12 protein-coding genes and 1 pseudogene are annotated in these 15,986 nt (G+C 60.5%); all 13 read right to left on the bottom strand.

Annotation, left to right across the window (positions count from 1 at the left end):
* Positions 1-54 precede the first annotated feature (54 nt).
* Positions 55-1,134 carry a tartrate dehydrogenase gene (locus FQ664_RS13155; RefSeq protein WP_144172307.1) on the bottom strand — a complete coding sequence of 360 codons (1,080 nt, stop codon included), beginning with the start codon at positions 1,132-1,134 and terminating at the stop codon, positions 55-57.
* A gap of 51 nt (positions 1,135-1,185) precedes the next feature.
* A complete protein-coding gene (locus FQ664_RS13150; protein ID WP_144172305.1) occupies positions 1,186-2,643 on the bottom strand; it encodes an NAD-dependent succinate-semialdehyde dehydrogenase in 1,458 nt (485 codons plus the stop codon).
* 203 nt (positions 2,644-2,846) lie between these two features.
* Positions 2,847-3,710 (bottom strand): methyl-accepting chemotaxis protein, encoded by an 864-nt coding sequence (locus FQ664_RS28265; protein WP_409295512.1) that lies wholly within the window; start codon positions 3,708-3,710, stop codon positions 2,847-2,849.
* Positions 3,705-4,076, bottom strand: a pseudogene (locus FQ664_RS28260) (HAMP domain-containing protein); the annotation flags it as partial. The pseudogene FQ664_RS28260 and the gene FQ664_RS28265, both read right to left, overlap by 6 nt.
* A gap of 1,014 nt (positions 4,077-5,090) precedes the next feature.
* Positions 5,091-6,248, bottom strand: a complete 1,158-nt coding sequence (argE, locus tag FQ664_RS13140; protein ID WP_144172301.1) for an acetylornithine deacetylase — start codon at positions 6,246-6,248, stop codon at positions 5,091-5,093.
* Positions 6,245-7,399, bottom strand: a complete 1,155-nt coding sequence (locus FQ664_RS13135; RefSeq protein ID WP_144172299.1) for an NAD(P)/FAD-dependent oxidoreductase — start codon at positions 7,397-7,399, stop codon at positions 6,245-6,247. Before FQ664_RS13135 ends, argE begins: the two co-directional genes overlap by 4 nt.
* Positions 7,396-8,820 (bottom strand): FAD/NAD(P)-dependent oxidoreductase, encoded by a 1,425-nt coding sequence (locus FQ664_RS13130; RefSeq protein WP_144172297.1) that lies wholly within the window; start codon positions 8,818-8,820, stop codon positions 7,396-7,398. Before FQ664_RS13130 ends, FQ664_RS13135 begins: the two co-directional genes overlap by 4 nt.
* Positions 8,802-9,110, bottom strand: a complete 309-nt coding sequence (locus tag FQ664_RS13125) for a (2Fe-2S)-binding protein (protein WP_144172295.1) — start codon at positions 9,108-9,110, stop codon at positions 8,802-8,804. Before FQ664_RS13125 ends, FQ664_RS13130 begins: the two co-directional genes overlap by 19 nt.
* Positions 9,107-10,939 carry an ABC transporter ATP-binding protein gene (locus tag FQ664_RS13120; RefSeq protein ID WP_144172293.1) on the bottom strand — a complete coding sequence of 611 codons (1,833 nt, stop codon included), beginning with the start codon at positions 10,937-10,939 and terminating at the stop codon, positions 9,107-9,109. Before FQ664_RS13120 ends, FQ664_RS13125 begins: the two co-directional genes overlap by 4 nt.
* A 1-nt stretch (position 10,940) precedes the next feature.
* Positions 10,941-11,846, bottom strand: a complete 906-nt coding sequence (locus tag FQ664_RS13115; RefSeq protein ID WP_218570405.1) for an ABC transporter permease — start codon at positions 11,844-11,846, stop codon at positions 10,941-10,943.
* Positions 11,843-12,796, bottom strand: a complete 954-nt coding sequence (locus FQ664_RS13110; protein WP_144172291.1) for an ABC transporter permease — start codon at positions 12,794-12,796, stop codon at positions 11,843-11,845. The genes FQ664_RS13115 and FQ664_RS13110 overlap by 4 nt, the downstream gene beginning before the upstream one ends.
* Positions 12,797-12,878: 82 nt before the next feature.
* Positions 12,879-14,534, bottom strand: coding sequence for an ABC transporter substrate-binding protein (locus FQ664_RS13105; protein WP_144172290.1), 1,656 nt, complete (start codon positions 14,532-14,534; stop codon positions 12,879-12,881).
* Between the two features lie 148 nt (positions 14,535-14,682).
* Positions 14,683-15,957, bottom strand: coding sequence for an NAD(P)/FAD-dependent oxidoreductase (locus FQ664_RS13100; protein ID WP_144172288.1), 1,275 nt, complete (start codon positions 15,955-15,957; stop codon positions 14,683-14,685).
* Positions 15,958-15,986 lie beyond the last annotated feature (29 nt).

Here is a 15,986-nt window from a genome sequence, read left to right as displayed (position 1 = left end):
GCCCGCAGTGTGAGCGGGCAAAAGGGTGATGCGCGATTGTGTTTCAAACTCGGTCTAGAGTGCGTCGAGAATCGCCTTGCCGACATCCTGGGTTGAACCCTGTCCGCCCAGGTCGGGCGTGTTGGGCCCTTCGGCGATCACCTGCTCGATAGCCTTGAGAATGCCATCATGGGCGGCACGGTAGCGCTCATCCCCATTGCCAAGGAAATCCAGCATCAGCGCGCCGGACCAGATCATCGCAATTGGGTTGGCGATGTTGCGTCCATAGATGTCCGGGGCCGAGCCGTGCACCGGCTCGAACAGCGACGGGAATCGTCGCTCGGGATCGAGGTTGGCCGAGGGCGCAATACCGATGGTACCGGCGCAGGCAGGGCCGAGATCGGAAAGGATATCGCCGAACAGGTTCGAGGCCACCACCACGTCGAAACGATCCGGCTGCAGCACGAAGCGCGCACAGAGAATATCGATGTGTTGCTTGTCCCAGCTGACGTCCGGGTACTGCTCCGCCATCAGCGCGGTGCGCTCGTCCCAGTAGGGCATGCTGATGGAAATGCCATTGGACTTGGTCGCAGCAGTCACATGCTTGCGCGGGCGGGTCTGGGCCAGGTCGAAGGCAAATTTGAGAATGCGATCCACACCCCGTCGGGTGAATACCGATTCCTGCAACACGAACTCATGCTCGCTACCTTCGAACATCTTGCCGCCAACCGAGGAATATTCGCCTTCGGTATTCTCGCGGATCACCACGAAATCGATATCACCAGCCTCGCGACCGGCCAACGGACATGGCACGCCGGGAAACAGGCGCACCGGCCGGATGTTTACGTACTGGTCAAAGTCGCGGCGGAATTTGAGCAGCGAGCCCCACAGGGAAATATGATCCGGCACCTTGTCCGGCCAACCCACCGCACCGAAGTAGATAGCATCGAAGCCTTTCAGTTGCTCGAACCAGTCGTTGGGCATCATTTGCCCGTGTTCCAGATAATAATCGCAGTGTGCCCAATCGAGCACTTCGATGCTCAAATCCAGATCCCACTTGCGGGCAGCCTGTTCCAACACCCGCAGCCCCTCGGGCAGTACTTCCTTACCGATGCCATCGCCGGCAATCGCGGCGATCTTGAATGTCTTGCTCATGTCATTACCTTCGCGGATTTGCATCAATCAAGCCTGTACAAACAAGTCGTCCTACAGTCCACCGATATGGAATGCTTTGACTTCCAGGTACTCGTCCAGACCATACTTGGAGCCTTCACGGCCAAGACCGGACTGCTTGACACCACCAAATGGAGCTACTTCCATGGAGATCAGCCCGGTATTAAGACCGATCATGCCGAACTCCAGTGCTTCGCCGAAGCGCCACGAGCGACGCAGGTCCTGGGTGAAGAAATAGGCACCCAGGCCATAGGGTGTGGCATTGGCAAGGGTCAGCGCCTCTTCTTCAGTGCTGAAGCGCATCAGTGGTGCGACCGGACCGAAGGTTTCTTCGTTAGCCAGCAACATCCCGGCATGAGCATCGGCGAGCACCGTCGGCTGGACGAATTGATCGTCCCCTGTGGGAATTGCGCCACAGAGCAGACGTGCACCATTGCCCAGGGCATCGTCGATATGCCGGGCGACCTTGCTTACAGCTGCTGCATTGATCAACGGGCCTATGGTCACGTCGGCCTCCAGGCCATTGCCGACCTTGAGCTTGCCCACCTCCTCCACCAGGCGCTGAGCGAAACGCTCGTAGATCCCGTCCTGTACCAGAATCCGGTTGGCGCAGACGCAAGTCTGCCCGGCGTTACGGAATTTGCTTTGCATGATGCCGGTCACCGCCTGCTCCAGATCCGCATCGTCGAACACGACGAAGGGAGCGTTGCCGCCCAGCTCCAGGCTCAGGCGCTTGATCTGTTCGGCACTCTGACGCATCAGCAAGCTCCCCACGGCAGTCGAGCCAGTGAAGGAAATCTTGCGCACTGTCGGGTTGCTGGTGAGTTCTTCGCCAATGCCCTTCGGCAAGCCGGTCACGACGTTGAACACTCCCGCCGGTATCCCGACTCGCTCGGCCAGCACTGCCAACGCCAGTGCCGAGAGTGGCGTCAGCTCCGAAGGCTTGACGATGACCGGACAACCGGCCGCAAGGGCCGGTGCACATTTGCGAGTGATCATCGCGTTGGGGAAGTTCCACGGAGTGATAGCGGCACAGACGCCGACCGGTTGCTTCAGAGTGAGCAGGCGTCGGTCACCGCTCGGGGCAGGAATGGTCTCGCCGTAAACGCGCCGTGCTTCCTCAGCGAACCATTTGACGAAGCTAGCGCCATAACGGATCTCGCCCTTGGCTTCGTTGAGCGGTTTGCCTTGCTCGCAGGTCATGATCAACGCCAAGTCGTCGAGATTGTCGAGCATGGCTTGATACCAGCGCTCCAGCAGAACCGCGCGCTCCGCAGCCGGCCGAGCCCGCCAGGCCGGCCAGGCGCGATCGGCAGCTTCGATGGCGAGACGGGTTTGTGCGCCTTGCATGGCAGGAACCTGGGCCAAGCACTCGCCCGTGGCAGGATCGAGGATATCCAGAGTGGCAGCGTTATCAGCCGCCACCCACTGGCCGTCTATGTACGCCAGTTCTACCAGCAGGCTGGGGTCTTGCAAACGATTCTTGAGCATGATCGAGTCCTGTTCCGAGACAGCCTTCAGTTTATTCAGGCGCTACAGGCCAGGATGCTGAAAGCATCGCATCAGCAGTGTTGGCTGCTGATTATCAGCCAACGGCAGCAGGCTCTACCGACGGCATATCGAGGTTGGTATGAACATCAAGCCGATCGACTCTGACACCCCGAGCGCGCAGCCCGGCGTATGCAAACCCGGGGTCAGACATTGAAATGCCTCACCCTTCCGCTCAGCTCGCTGGCCAGACTGGCAAGCTCCTGGCTGGAAACCTGGGTCTGATTGGCGCCTGCCGAGGTACGTGCGCAAACATCGCGGATATTCAAAAGATTACTGTCCACTTCACGGGCGACCTGGGACTGCTCCTCGGTGGCGCTGGCAATACTCGAATTGCGTTCGTTGATCTGACCGATAGCCTCGACGATGGCATTGAGTGCGTTACCCGCTTCACGCGCGAGGCCTAGAGTGGCGCAAGTTTTGTCATTGCTGCTGTGCATCGAGCTCAGGGCTCCTCGGCTGCCTTGCTGTACCGAGCCGATGATGCTTTCGATTTCTCGGGTGGAAGCCTGCGTCCTTTGAGCCAGAGCCCGCACCTCATCGGCCACCACTGCGAAGCCGCGGCCACTTTCTCCCGCACGGGCCGCCTCGATCGCGGCATTCAATGCCAGCAGGTTGGTTTGCTCGGCAATGCCACGAATCACATCGAGCACGGAGCCGATATCACCTATCTGCCCTGCCAGGTTCTGCAACGCATCAGCGGTCAGCGCCATATCACCGGTCAGCGACTCGATAGCGACGACAGTCCGGGTGACGCTGTCTTCGCCCTGCCGAGCCCGTTGATCGGCAACCTGCGATACCTGCGCGGCCAAAGCAGCATTGCGTGCTACCTCTTCGATGGCGCAGGTCAACTCGGTCACGGCTGTAACGGCCTGGTCGAGTTCCTCGCTCTGCCGTTGCAGTCCGCGGCTGGCATCTTCGGTAACAGCACTCAATATGTCGGAAGTCGAGCCCAGCTGTTGGGCGGAACTCACCACCTGAGCAACGGTACCTCGCAGGTCCGTTTGCATGTACTGCAATGCCTGCAGCAGGCGTGCCGCTTCATCCATGCCACTGACATCAAGCGCCTGAGTCAAGTCGCCCCTGGCGATCCGTTCGGCTGCTGCCATGGCGATAGCCAACTGTTCGAGCAAACGCAGCACGATCAAGATAGCCAAGGTGCCTCCAAGTAAAAGCAGCGCCAGCAAACCAACGGAGATCCACAGGGTGCCTTGTCGATAGTTGTCACACCTCGCCGTCAGCGCCTCACCGAGATGCGTCAAGGCAGTTTCTTCAAGTGCCCGCAGCGCACTGATCGGCCGATCGTATGCGGCCAGGTAATCTGCGACAGGGTAATCCAACTTCACGCCGTAACCGCCCTCGGCGGAAATGTCCATTTCGACGGCTGCAACCAGTTGCTTGTCGGTCAGTGCTAAGACCTTTTCGATCTGCGGGCGCAGCGCCGCCAGCGGCGCGTCCAGCTTCGATGCAAGCCCTGGATCTGTGGCCGTAGCCTTGGTGAAGGCCCGGCTCATCCTGTCTAGACTGGCCAAAGCTTGGGCGGTCAGCCCCATCACGGCGCCTTGTTGTTCGGGCATTATTCGTTCCTGCGCCAGATACATGCCACCCAAACCGCGCAACTGACCGAACAGCTCGGCGGTTTGCGGCAACTCGATCAGCACGGCGTACATCAACGAGTGGCTTTCCAGCACCGGATCCAGCGTCAGTTCGAAATGGTCGACCAACGCATCCTCGACCAACAAGATGGAGGCGATCAGTTGCGAATGCATTTGCAGGCTCTGCCGGGCGTTGATAGTGCCTTGATCGACCTGATCGGAAAGTGTTTGCCATTGTTCGCGCACCTGACGCCAAGCTGTCGAAAGCTCCGGTTTCACCTCGGCCACCTGCAACGCCAACTCGCTCGCAGCGAAGGCGCGCTGCAACTCCGCTCGCTTGACTTGCCGGGTTGGTTGTAGGGCATTGGCGCCAGCGAGCACGGCGGCTGCCAGATCACGATGTTGCTGGGTGAGCGAGACCAGCCGCAAAAGCGCCTGCACCGGTACGAGCCCGTGCACTTCGCGGTCGGCCTGACGGCCCGTTTGCAGCGCGCCAAGCACGTACAAGGTGCTCGGCACGGTAATCAGGATGATGACTAATAGACCGAGCAAGACGAACTTGGTTGAGAAGGAAAGACGTTCAAGGGCTTTCATGGACGGACTCCCTGTGTATTGTCGGGAACTTGCGAGAGTCCCGTTTTTTGGGGGGCTCGGTTAACGCGCCTGCCTCTTGCGGACACACGCACGCTTTGCTCAAGCGAGCATTCGACTGAGCATCAAAAGGGTGTAGGGTTGATATGGCACGCTCATAAAATGGCCCTCCCGAATTGGCAAAGGCCAAGAGAAACGCTAAGTCTATAGCTTCAAAGAGCCCCGCAGCCCGTCGAGAAAACGTTCCCCCGCCCGCATTTGGCTTAACGCGACGAATTCATCGGGCTTGTGCGCCTGTTCGATGGAGCCCGGTCCGCACACCACCACCGGTACATCCAGGCGCTGACTGAACAACCCGCCCTCGGTACCGAAGGAGACTTTTGCAGTGCCAGTATTTGCGGGCGCAAAGTTCTTCAGAAAGTGAACAGCTTCTACGCTGGGATGAGTGTCCAGGCCGGGGTACACATTCAGGGTCTGGATTTCGATATCGGCTGCGCCGGACATGCGTTTGGCCTCGCAAACGATCTGCTCGGCCTGATCGCGTATCTGCTCAAGGAACTGATCGAGGTCATCAGCCGGTAGATTGCGCACCTCGAAATCCAGCGTGCACAGGTTCGGCACGATATTCAGAGCTTTGCCCCCCGTGATCTGCCCGACATGCACGGTACTGTAAGGTACGTCGTAATCCGCGTCGTGCGCGCCGCACTGTTGCAGGTGCCGTTGGCCTTCACGCAGCGTGGCGATAAAGTCGCACGCCACATGAATGGCATTGACCGATCGCGGGGCCAAGGATGAGTGGGCTTCCTGTCCGCGGCAAACAGCACGGTAGGAACCTTTGCCCTTATGTCCGAGAACGAACTGCATGTTGGTCGGCTCGCCGACGATGCACAGCATCGGTCGCAACGGCGCCAGGTGCAGCACATCGAGCAGGCGACGCACGCCAACGCACCCAATTTCCTCGTCATGGGACAGGGCCAGTTGCAACGGGCGGCTCAACGAACAGTCAGCCGCCTCGAGCATGGCGTCGACCGCCAGCGCAATGAAACCCTTCATATCGCAGCTGCCGCGACCGTAAATCCGCTCGTCCTTCAGCGTCACCTGGAACGCTGGCACGCTCCAGGCCTGACCAGCGGCAGGTACGACGTCCGTATGCCCGGACAGCAAAACCCCCGGGCGATCTTGTGGGCCAACACTGGCGAACAGGTTGGCCTTGCGCCCGCTCTCGTCTTTGACGATCAACGAATCAATACCCTTGCTCGCCAGCAAGTTGCGCACGTAGTCGATCAGCGCCAGGTTCGATTCCGAGGAGACAGTCTCGAAAGCGATCAATCGCTTGAGGATTTCCAGCGCACGCGCTCTCATGATGCCTTGCTCCTTGGTTCGGCCATGCCAGCGAAGCGACTGATGTGAAAAGGACTGATAGCGGTACTGGTGCTACCGGTACTCATCAGTTCGGCCATCACGTCGCCAACCCCAGGGCCAAGCTGGAAGCCGTGGCCGCTGAAGCCGAATGCATAGTAGAGGCCATCGACCTGACCGCTAGGCCCCATTACCGGCAGGGAGTCCGCAACATAGCCCTCGATACCACTCCAGGTTCGAATAATGTTGAGGTTGGTCATTTGTGGCGCAAGCCGGCGCATCTGCTGCAACTGTTTGAGAACGCTCTGCGGATCGAAGTTGGCGCGGCGGTTGAGCATATCCGGCTGGGTGTGATGACAGCCACCGATGATGATATTGCCGCGAGGGATCTGGCGGAAGTACAGCACTTCCTCGGGGTGCTTGGTGTATACGCCGATCACCGTTTTCAGCGCATAGGGCACCGGCTCGGTGACCGACAACTGCGGCCCCTTGGCGATCAGTGGCACTGGCTCGCCGAATTGCACGGAAAGCTTCTCGCCCCAGGCACCGGCCGTGATCAGCAACTGCTCGGCGCGGTACCGGCGGCCATCGGCGGTATCCACCTGGAACTGCCCGCCAACCTTCTGTACATGCGTCACCTCGGTACGTTCCTCGATGCGCGCGCCTGCGCGCCGCGCGGCGCGGGCAAAGGCCGGTGCGGCGAGGCGCGGGTTGGCGTGGCCATCGTGCGGCGCATAGGAACCGCCCTTAACCTCCGGGCCGAGGAACGGAAAGCGCTCATGCAGCTCCCGGCCGCGATAGACTTTCAGGTCCAATTCCCGCGCTTCTGGAGCCGCCGCATAGGCCTCTAGCTCGGCTATCTCGTCCTCGCGATAGCACACGCGCATCTGACCGCTGGCAACGAACTCCAGATCGTCGTCGATCAGCTGTGGCAGGCGCTTCCATAACGCAAAGGAGCGGTTGGCCAGCTCCAGTTGGCCTAGGAAGCGACCCTGGCGGCGCACGTTGCCAAAATTCACTCCGCTGGCGTACTGGCCGATCATGTCCCGTTCCAGAAGCACCACCGAGCGCCCCCGCTGACGCAGGAAAAATGCCGAAGCCGCGCCCATCAGGCCACCGCCCACGATCAGTACATCGGTTTGTTCAACGCTCACGGAGCTACCTCATCAATCAACTTGATTTCCTCGGCCAGCATCGACAGCGGCTTGACCGGCGCCTGGCCGCGCTGACGGCCGACCTGCTCGACCGTCATGCCAGCCGCTGCGGCGATCACCTCGGCGCCGGCCTGCGAGCAGTAGCGACCCTGACAGCGGCCCATGCCAACCCGGCTGAAAGCCTTGGCACGATTGACCTCGCAGGCGCCCTTTTCGCGCACCGCGTCGCGCAGATCGCCGGCGGTGATCATCTCGCAACGGCAAACAATCGCGTCGTCCGCCAGCGCCTCGGCTTGCGCCGCCGGCCAGGGAAAGGCTTGGTACAGGCCCCGGCTGAACTGTTCCATCACCACCAAGGCGCATCGCTGCTGGTCCAGCGCCTTACTGCTCACCGGTTGCCGCAGATCCTGCAACAACGCCATGGCGGCTAGGCGCCCTGCGTGCTCGGCGGCGTCGGCGCCGCGGATTCGCGTACCGTCTCCGGCGGCATACACACCCTCGACCGAGGTGCGCCCCTCTTCGTCGGTGTCCAGCACCCACTGTTGCGAGGGGTCATGAAAACGCATGCGGCAGCCGGCGAGGTCGGCCAACTGGGTTTCCGGGCGCAGGTGATAGCCGAGGGCGACGGCATCGCAGTCGATCTCCAGGCTTTCGCCGCCTGCGGTGCGCACACGCACGCCGCTGACGCCTGTGCTCGCGTCGCCCACTAGTTGCTGCGGCTCGACACCCAGGCGCACCGGAATTCCCGCCACAAAGAGTTTGGCCAGCAACTGCAGGCCGGTGAGCAACATCCTTGGTCGAGCCAGCAGCTTGGGCAAGGCGAATAGACGCTTGCGCAGTGGCGAAGTATCGAGCACGGCGGCCACCTCGGCACCGGCCTTGAGGTATTGGCTGGCAACCAGGTACAACAGTGGCCCGCTACCCATGAACACCACGCGGCGGCCGATGGCAACCGCCTGCGCCTTTAGGGCGATCTGCGCACCGCCCAGGCTATAGCAACCGGCCAACTGCCAGCCGGCTACCGGCATCAAGCGGTCGGTTGCGCCCGTGCAGAGGATTAGCGCATCATAATCGACGGTGGTGTGCTTGCCCTGGCTGACGCAATACAGCTGCCCCGGACTTAGGCTCCACACCAGGGTGTCGGGCCGGTAATCGATCTGCGCGCGCAAGCGGTCGAAGCTATCGTGCAACGCCTTAGCCTTGTCCGCCTCGCTACCGTATAGGGTGGCGTAGTCGCGACCAAAACCCTCGGGTTGACGACGGTAAATCTGGCCGCCGTCGCGACGGTTTTCATCCAGCACAATCGGCTTGATACCGGCTGCCAACAAGGTCTCGGCACAGCGTGTGCCGGCCGGGCCGGCTCCGACTATGACCACGCGTATGCTGTCTTTCGATAAATCCTTCAGCCGCGCAGTGGCCATAGCGCCTCCGGTTGCTTAGTGATGATGTCCAGGCCCTCTCGGACTTCGCTGGAACAGGCGCGTAGGCGCTCGCCACTGCGGGTCCAGACCCAGCAGTCCTGGCACGCGCCCATCAGACAGAATCCGGCGCGACGCCCCGAATCGAACTCCGATTGCCGCAGCGCCGCCACTCGGGCCAACAGCGCGACCATCAGCGTGTCGCCCTGCAAAGCCTCGATGGGCTTACCATCGACCATCAATCTGACCGTTGGCCGATCATGCTCGGCCAAGCGTACAAAACGCGCACTCATGCGTGGGTCCTCACTAGTTTCAGGCTGCTCGGGCCTTGCTGTGCCGTGAGCAGCTCAGCGCTTTCGTGGTGACAAAGCACTTCGCTAGCGCCGGCGATTTGGCGGCGTGGCGGCGAGATGCGATTGCAAAGCCCGTCGATGCGCATCGGGCAGCGGTTGAGGAACGGGCACAAGTGTGCGGTCTTGTCGACTGTGCTGATCGGTGGCAGATCGCCATGTGAGGCTCGACAGCCCTCTAACCAACCCTGGCGCAGTTCCGGCACCGAGTTGATCAACAGGTCGGTATAGGGATGGAACGGCACCTGGACGAACGACTCATTGCTACCTGCCTCGACCTTGTGGCCGCTATACATCACTACGATGTCGTCACACAGCGCGCGGACGGTAGAGATGTCGTGGCTGATGAAGAGGTAGGAAACCCCCAAGTCGCGCCGCAGGTCACGCAGCAATTCGAGAATCGCGGCCCCCACCACGGTATCCAGCGCCGAGGTTACCTCGTCACACAGGATCAGGTCCGGCTCGGCAGCCAAGGCCCGCGCCAGGTTCACTCGCTGTTTTTGCCCGCCGGACAACTCGCCAGGACGGCGTTGTGCGATGCTTGTCGGCAGTTGCACCAACTCCAGCAACTCAGCTACTCGGCGCTGGCGCTGCGCGCCTTTCATGCCATGATAGAAGCGCAACGGACGGCTCAGGATATCCTCGATAGTGTGTCGTGGATTAAGCGCCGTATCCGCATTCTGGAATACGAATTGAATACGTCGGAATTGCTCTCGAGTCCGGCCGGACAACGTCTTGCTGAGCGGCTGGCCGTCCAGCAGGATCCGTCCGGCTGTCGGCTCAGCCAAGCCGGCGATAGCCTGAGCCAGCGTGGTTTTCCCCGACCCCGACTCACCGATTACACCGACCGCTGCACCCCTGCGGACCTGCAGGTCGACATCCTGCAGTACCTTCTTGGCGCCATAGCAAATTTCCAGGCCCCGGACGTCGAGCAGCAGATCCTTGTCCAACGGGGGAGCGTCCTGATGGGCCGTGTCGTGGCTCGCCGAGGGCTTCATCGCCGACAGCAGGCTACGGGTGTACGGATGTTCCGGTTCTTTGAGGATTTGTTCGGTACTGCTGTTCTCCTGGATCTGGCCATTGCGCAGCACCACGATACGGTCGGCCATCTGCGCCACCACCGCCAGGTCGTGCGAGACGTATACGGCCGTTGTGCCGAGCTCACGAACCACCCGCTTGAACGCCCGCAGCACTTCGATCTGTGTAGTAACGTCCAAAGCCGTGGTCGGCTCATCAAGGATCACCAATGCCGGATCGGTAATCAGTGCCATGGCGGCCATCAACCGTTGCAGCTGGCCACCCGAAACCTGATGCGGGTAGCGTGCCCCGATGCCTTCAGGGTCCGGCAGCGCCAGTGCGCGGAACAACTCGACGGCCTTGGCCTGCGCCTCGTGCCGTGACAGTGTGCCGTGGATCAACGCGCTTTCAATGACCTGTTCCATGATGCTCTTGGACGGATTGAATGCTGCTGCTGCACTCTGTGCTATGTAAGCCACGGTACGCCCGCGCAACTTCGCCAGCTCGGCATTCGACAGTTTGAGCACATCGACCTCGCCGATACGTACCGAGCCACCTACGATGCTGCACCCACTGCGGGCATAGCCCATCAAGGACAGCGCGATGGTGCTTTTGCCGGAACCGGACTCGCCGATCAGCGCCATGACTTCGCCTTTGTTCAGGCTGAAATCGGCACCATGTACGATCGGAACCTCGATACCCTCTTCATTTCGGGCGGCCACGCGCAGGCCACTTACCCTGACGATCTCGTTCATTTCACTTCTCCGTCCCACGCTTGGAGCGCCCACCGAAGCTGTCGATAAGCAGGTTAACCCCCATGGTCAGGGTGGCGATGGCAAGTGCCGGTACCAATACAGCCGGAGCCCCCTCCTCCAAGCCCTGGATGTTTTCTCGTACCAGTGAGCCCCAGTCAGCATCAGGCGGTTGTATGCCCAGCCCGAGGAAGCTCATCGCGCTCAGCAGTAGCACCACGTAGACAAAGCGCAGGCCAAAATCGGTCAGCACCGGACGCAGCATGTTCGGCAGCACCTCGATGAAAATGATGTAGGGCATGCCCTCACCTCGGGTACGAGCGACCCGGACGAAGTCCATCGTCATCACGTTCACCGCAACTGCACGTGCAATGCGGAAAGAGCCCGGCATGTAGGCGAACGCTGCCATCAACAACAACAGCGGTACGGAGGAGCCGAACGAGGCCACCATCAACAGCGCGAAAATTTTGTTCGGGATTGAGATCAATGCATCTTCGGTACGGCTTATGAGGGCATCGATCCAGCCACCAGAAGCAGCCGCCACCAGCCCAAGCACGACACCCGCCGTGCAGGCAAGCACGGTCGCCGCCAACGCCACACCGATGGTGTAGGGCGCGCCGTGCAACAACCGGCTGAGGATGTCCCGCCCCAGGTAGTCGGTGCCCAACGGAAACTGCCGACTGAGCGGGCCAAAGAAGCCTTCACTGGGCATCGCGTTGGCATCGTAGGGAGCCAGCAGCGGACCGGCGATGGCCATCAGCGCCCAAAAGCTAACGATCAGTAGGCCGATCAAGCCGCCCAGCGTCAGTCTGAGCCGGCGACGATGAGGAAGTGCAACGGTCTGCTTTGGACCATCCTGCTTGAAGCCATTTCCCGTGCCCGGCTTTGATGGAGTCATGTCAAGTTTCATTTGCGCAGCCTCGGGTTGGACAGAATTGCACAGAGGTCAGCCAGCAGTACCAGCACCAGAAAACCCAGGCAGAACAGCATTACGCACGCCTGAACCAGCGGCATGTCACGAGTGACCACACCGTTTACCATAAGGGTCGCTATACCCGGATAGTTGAAGATCGACTCGACGATGACCACACCCCCCAGCAGGTAGGACAGGCTCAGTGCGATGGCGTTAGCGATCGGTCCGATTGCGTTGGGTAGTGCATGGCGCAACACCACGCGTATCGGTCGAGCGCCTTTGAGCACGGCCATTTCGACATAAGGGCTGCTTAACTGGTCGATCAGCGCCGCCCGTGTCATGCGTGCCATCTGCGCCACCAATACACAGCACAGCGTTAGCACCGGCATCGCATAGACGCGCACCAGTTCGCCGAAGGACTCGACCTGGACATCACGCGACAGCGCCGACAGCCAGCCCAGCTTGACGGCGAAAATCAGTACCGCGACAGTGGCGATCAGAAACTCCGGCACGGACACGGCGAAGACCGCCAGCATGTTGCTGTAACGGTCAAAAACTGAGCCACGGTACATCGCTGACAAGATGCCTATCGTCAGCGCCAGCGGCACCGAGACCAACGCAGCGATCGATGCCAGGCGCAGAGTGTTGGGCAGACGGCTCGCGATCATTTCGTCGACCGCCATGCCATTGACCAAAGACACACCCGGATTGCCAGTGATCAAGCCGCCAAGCCAGTGTACGTACCTCAAGTACACAGGTTGGTCCAGGCCCAACAACGTACGCATCGCCGCCACCGCTTCAGGCGTTGCGTCCTGGCCCAGCTGTTCCTGGACTGCGTCACCCGGCAGCAGGCTGGTGAGAAAGAACACCACCAGCGACACGATTAGCAGCGTAAGCACGCCTACAGCCAGCCGACTGGAAACAAGGCGCACAATAGTGCTGTTCATAACGGATACCTTTACTTGATGACGACGCCTGCATCGACCCGCAGGCGCGCCTTGGTTATCGAGCTATCGTTGCGTTATTCGCTCAGGCATCCAGCCAAACGTGCTCTGCAAACATGTACCCCATCAAACCACCGAGTGGATGGGGAACCAGACCTTTCAACTTGGCATTGTGCCCATCGAGGCTGCTGGTGAATTGCGGGATGCCAATACCGCATTTTTCATGCACCAACACCTGCATGTCGGCGTACATCTGCTTGCGTTTGGCATCGTCGGTCTCGCCGCGCGCGGCCACGAGCAACTGGTCGAACTGCTCGTTTTTCCATCCCGATTCGTTCATCCCTGCGCTGGACTGGAAGAACAGGCTGAACATCAAATCAGCGGTTGGACGTGCACCAATGTTGCCGAAACCCAGTGGGTGCTTCATCCAGTGATTAGACCAGTAGCCATCCGCCGGCACCCGTTTGATGTCGAACTTGAGCCCGATCTGCTGAGCCGACAGCTGCATTAACTGGGCGATGTCCAACGAACCGGTGGCTGCCTCGGAAGCCACAAGCGGCAAGGTGCGTCCACTCATGCCGGACTTTTGCAGGTGGAATTTGGCCTTCTCCGGATCGAACTGGCGCTGTGGCAGATCAGCGAAGAAGTAGCGGTTGTTCGCCGCGATCGGCTGATCGTTGGCGATGGCGCCGTAACCACGGAAGGCGGCTCGGTTGATTTGTTTACGGTCAAGCAGATATTTCATCGCCAGCACGAAGTCTGGATTCTGGTTCGGGCCCAGTTCATCGCGCATTACCAGATTGGTATAGCCACCGGTGCGGGACTCCATCAACCCTACCTTGCTGCTCTCCAGGATGCGCGAAGTAGAACGAGGGTTGACCGGGTTGATGAGGTCCACATCACCGGCAAGCAAAGCACTGATGCGAGCGGCCTCGTCCGGAATCGAGAAGAACTCGACTTCATCCAAGTAAGGCAGGCCTGGTTTCCAGTAGCTGTCATTGCGTACGCCGATCGAGCGCACGCCCGGCTGGAACTCCGTACACTTGAACGGCCCGGTCCCATTGGCTTTGGCGAAATCGGTGGTGCCGTCACGCACGATGAGAAAGTGCGTAGTACCCAGAATGGCGGGCAAATCGGCGTTCGGGCTGGTCAGGCGGATCTGCACTTCATGCGGCCCGGTGGCTTTCACCTCATCGAACTGCTGTGCAGTGGTGAGCGCCTTTGAGCCGACCTGCGGGACCTTGTGGCGATTCAGCGAATAAATGACATCAGCCGAGGTGAAAGGCTTGCCATCGTGAAACACGACATCCTTGCGGAGCTTGATCGTCCAAGAAGTCGCGTCACTGGTATCGAAAGACTCGGCCAGCGCCATGCGCGGCACGAGTGCCTCATCTAGTGTTGTGAGGCCATTATAGAACATGTTGTGACGGCAGTAATCGGTGTAGTTCGAGCCCTTGGCCGGATCTAGCGTGTCGGCGGTCGAGCTGGTCGCACTGGCGACCTTGATGCGGCCGCCGCGCTTGCCTTTGCCCGCCGCGCCGACTGTCGCGCCAGCCTCTGCGGCAAACAACTTGCCGGCCGGACCGAACAGGCTGCTTGCCCCTGCGACGGCCACGCCGGCCATACCCAGCATACGCAACGCATCACGGCGTGACATACCCCGATTAAGCCCCTCAAAAACACGCAAGCTTTCTTCGCCGGTGATCAGGGAAGTTTCAGATTTATTCTTGTTGTCAGTCATATCGGTTCTACCTGTCGATAATGATTGGGCTCAAATGCTCACGGGCAAGCTTGAGCGGCCTGGTAACGCAAACGACGGTGAAGCAACAAACTCATTGATTCGAACAACGATTTCCGCGTACGCCAGCGCCCGCGAAGATCAAACAGCTTCAATGCAAGTAGTCCTGTAACCGGTAATACAGCCCCACTGCTGGCAAGAACCAAGGCTTGCCGAAATGACCAGGAATCGCCGGCCAATCCAGCTCCCACCAGGGATTGGCCTCGGCCTTACCGTCCATGACCTCGGCCATGACCTGGCCCATGTGCACCGACATCTGCACCCCGTGACCGCTGTAGCCCATGGAGTGGTAGACGCCGCCATGCTGACCAGCGCGCGGCAGGCGGTCGGAGGTCATGTCCACCAACCCACCCCAGCAGTAATCGATTTTCACCTTGGCCAATTGCGGGAACATCTGCACCAGCGCTGCCTGCAAGATCTTGCCGCTCTTCACGTCGGAGTTTCCGCCAGACATGGCGAATCGCGCCCGCCCCCCGAACAGCAATCGGTTATCGGGTGTTACGCGGAAGTAGTTGCCGATCATGCGACTGGTGACATACGAACGCTGTTGCGGTAACAGGCTGTTGATCAGTTTCTCGGGCAGCACCTCGGTGGCCACGATAAAACTGCCTACCGGTACGATTCGGCGCCGGTACCATCCCAGACCACCATGCTGACTTGCGCCGGTCGCCATCAGCACCTGGCGAGCATGCAGGTTTCCACGACTGGTACTGACCCGATACCCACCTGCCTCGGCCTTCCAGCCCTGCACGGTGGTCTGTTGGTAGATCAGCGCACCATGCCGAGCCGCCACTTCAGCCAGGCCAACACCGAAACGCCCGACATGCATCTGCACACCGTTGCGCTGCAACAAAGCTCCATGGAACTCGGCTGAGTCGACTTCGGCGCGGGCCTGTTCGGCGGAAAGCAGCTCGACCTCGGCGTCGACCTCCCGACGGATCAGCTCGCAGGTTCGCGCCAGCCCCTCGTAATGATGGGGCTTGGCGGCGAGCTTGAGCTTGCCACTGCGGCGCAGATCGCAAGCGATTCCCTCCTCCTCCACCAGCGTGACCACGCTTCCTACCGCGCTTTCATAAGCACGGTAATAGGCACGGGCCCGTTCAGCGCCGAGACTCGCGACGAGGCTGCCGTAATCCTGCGCAACCCCGGTATTGCAATGCCCACCGTTACGCCCAGAGGCCTCGCCGACCACACGACCGGCCTCCAGCACCGCCACACTCGCCCCCTTCAGAGCCAGCGCCCGGGCTGCCGACAGGCCGGTGAAACCGCCTCCGACCACTACAACATCGACCCGCGCCGGCAGCGCGCCGGTCTGAGCGCCGGTGAACACCGGAGCGGTATCGAGCCAGTATGATTCGCTGTGCATGTGCAACCTCTTGCGCCTTGAAGACCGAC

Origin of the sequence: Pseudomonas persica (genome assembly GCF_900291015.1) — a bacterium.
In the GTDB taxonomy this organism is placed as follows: domain Bacteria; phylum Pseudomonadota; class Gammaproteobacteria; order Pseudomonadales; family Pseudomonadaceae; genus Aquipseudomonas.
Note: the sequence above shows the minus strand (reverse complement) of the source record. Positions and strands in the feature narration are given on the sequence as shown.

Excerpts from the sequence above, each read along its gene's own strand:
- FQ664_RS13110 (WP_144172291.1), bottom strand. The coding sequence starts at position 12,796 with ATGAACAGCACTATTGTGCGCCTTGTTTCCAGTCGGCTGGCTGTAGGC.
- FQ664_RS13130 (WP_144172297.1), bottom strand. The coding sequence starts at position 8,820 with ATGGCCACTGCGCGGCTGAAGGATTTATCGAAAGACAGCATACGCGTG.
- argE (WP_144172301.1), bottom strand. The coding sequence starts at position 6,248 with ATGAGAGCGCGTGCGCTGGAAATCCTCAAGCGATTGATCGCTTTCGAG.
- FQ664_RS13125 (WP_144172295.1), bottom strand. The coding sequence starts at position 9,110 with ATGAGTGCGCGTTTTGTACGCTTGGCCGAGCATGATCGGCCAACGGTC.
- FQ664_RS13120 (WP_144172293.1), bottom strand. The coding sequence starts at position 10,939 with ATGAACGAGATCGTCAGGGTAAGTGGCCTGCGCGTGGCCGCCCGAAAT.
- FQ664_RS13155 (WP_144172307.1), bottom strand. The coding sequence starts at position 1,134 with ATGAGCAAGACATTCAAGATCGCCGCGATTGCCGGCGATGGCATCGGT.
- FQ664_RS28265 (WP_409295512.1), bottom strand. The coding sequence starts at position 3,710 with ATGCAAACGGACCTGCGAGGTACCGTTGCTCAGGTGGTGAGTTCCGCC.
- FQ664_RS13100 (WP_144172288.1), bottom strand. The coding sequence starts at position 15,957 with ATGCACAGCGAATCATACTGGCTCGATACCGCTCCGGTGTTCACCGGC.
- FQ664_RS13115 (WP_218570405.1), bottom strand. The coding sequence starts at position 11,846 with ATGAAACTTGACATGACTCCATCAAAGCCGGGCACGGGAAATGGCTTC.
- FQ664_RS13105 (WP_144172290.1), bottom strand. The coding sequence starts at position 14,534 with ATGACTGACAACAAGAATAAATCTGAAACTTCCCTGATCACCGGCGAA.
- FQ664_RS13150 (WP_144172305.1), bottom strand. The coding sequence starts at position 2,643 with ATGCTCAAGAATCGTTTGCAAGACCCCAGCCTGCTGGTAGAACTGGCG.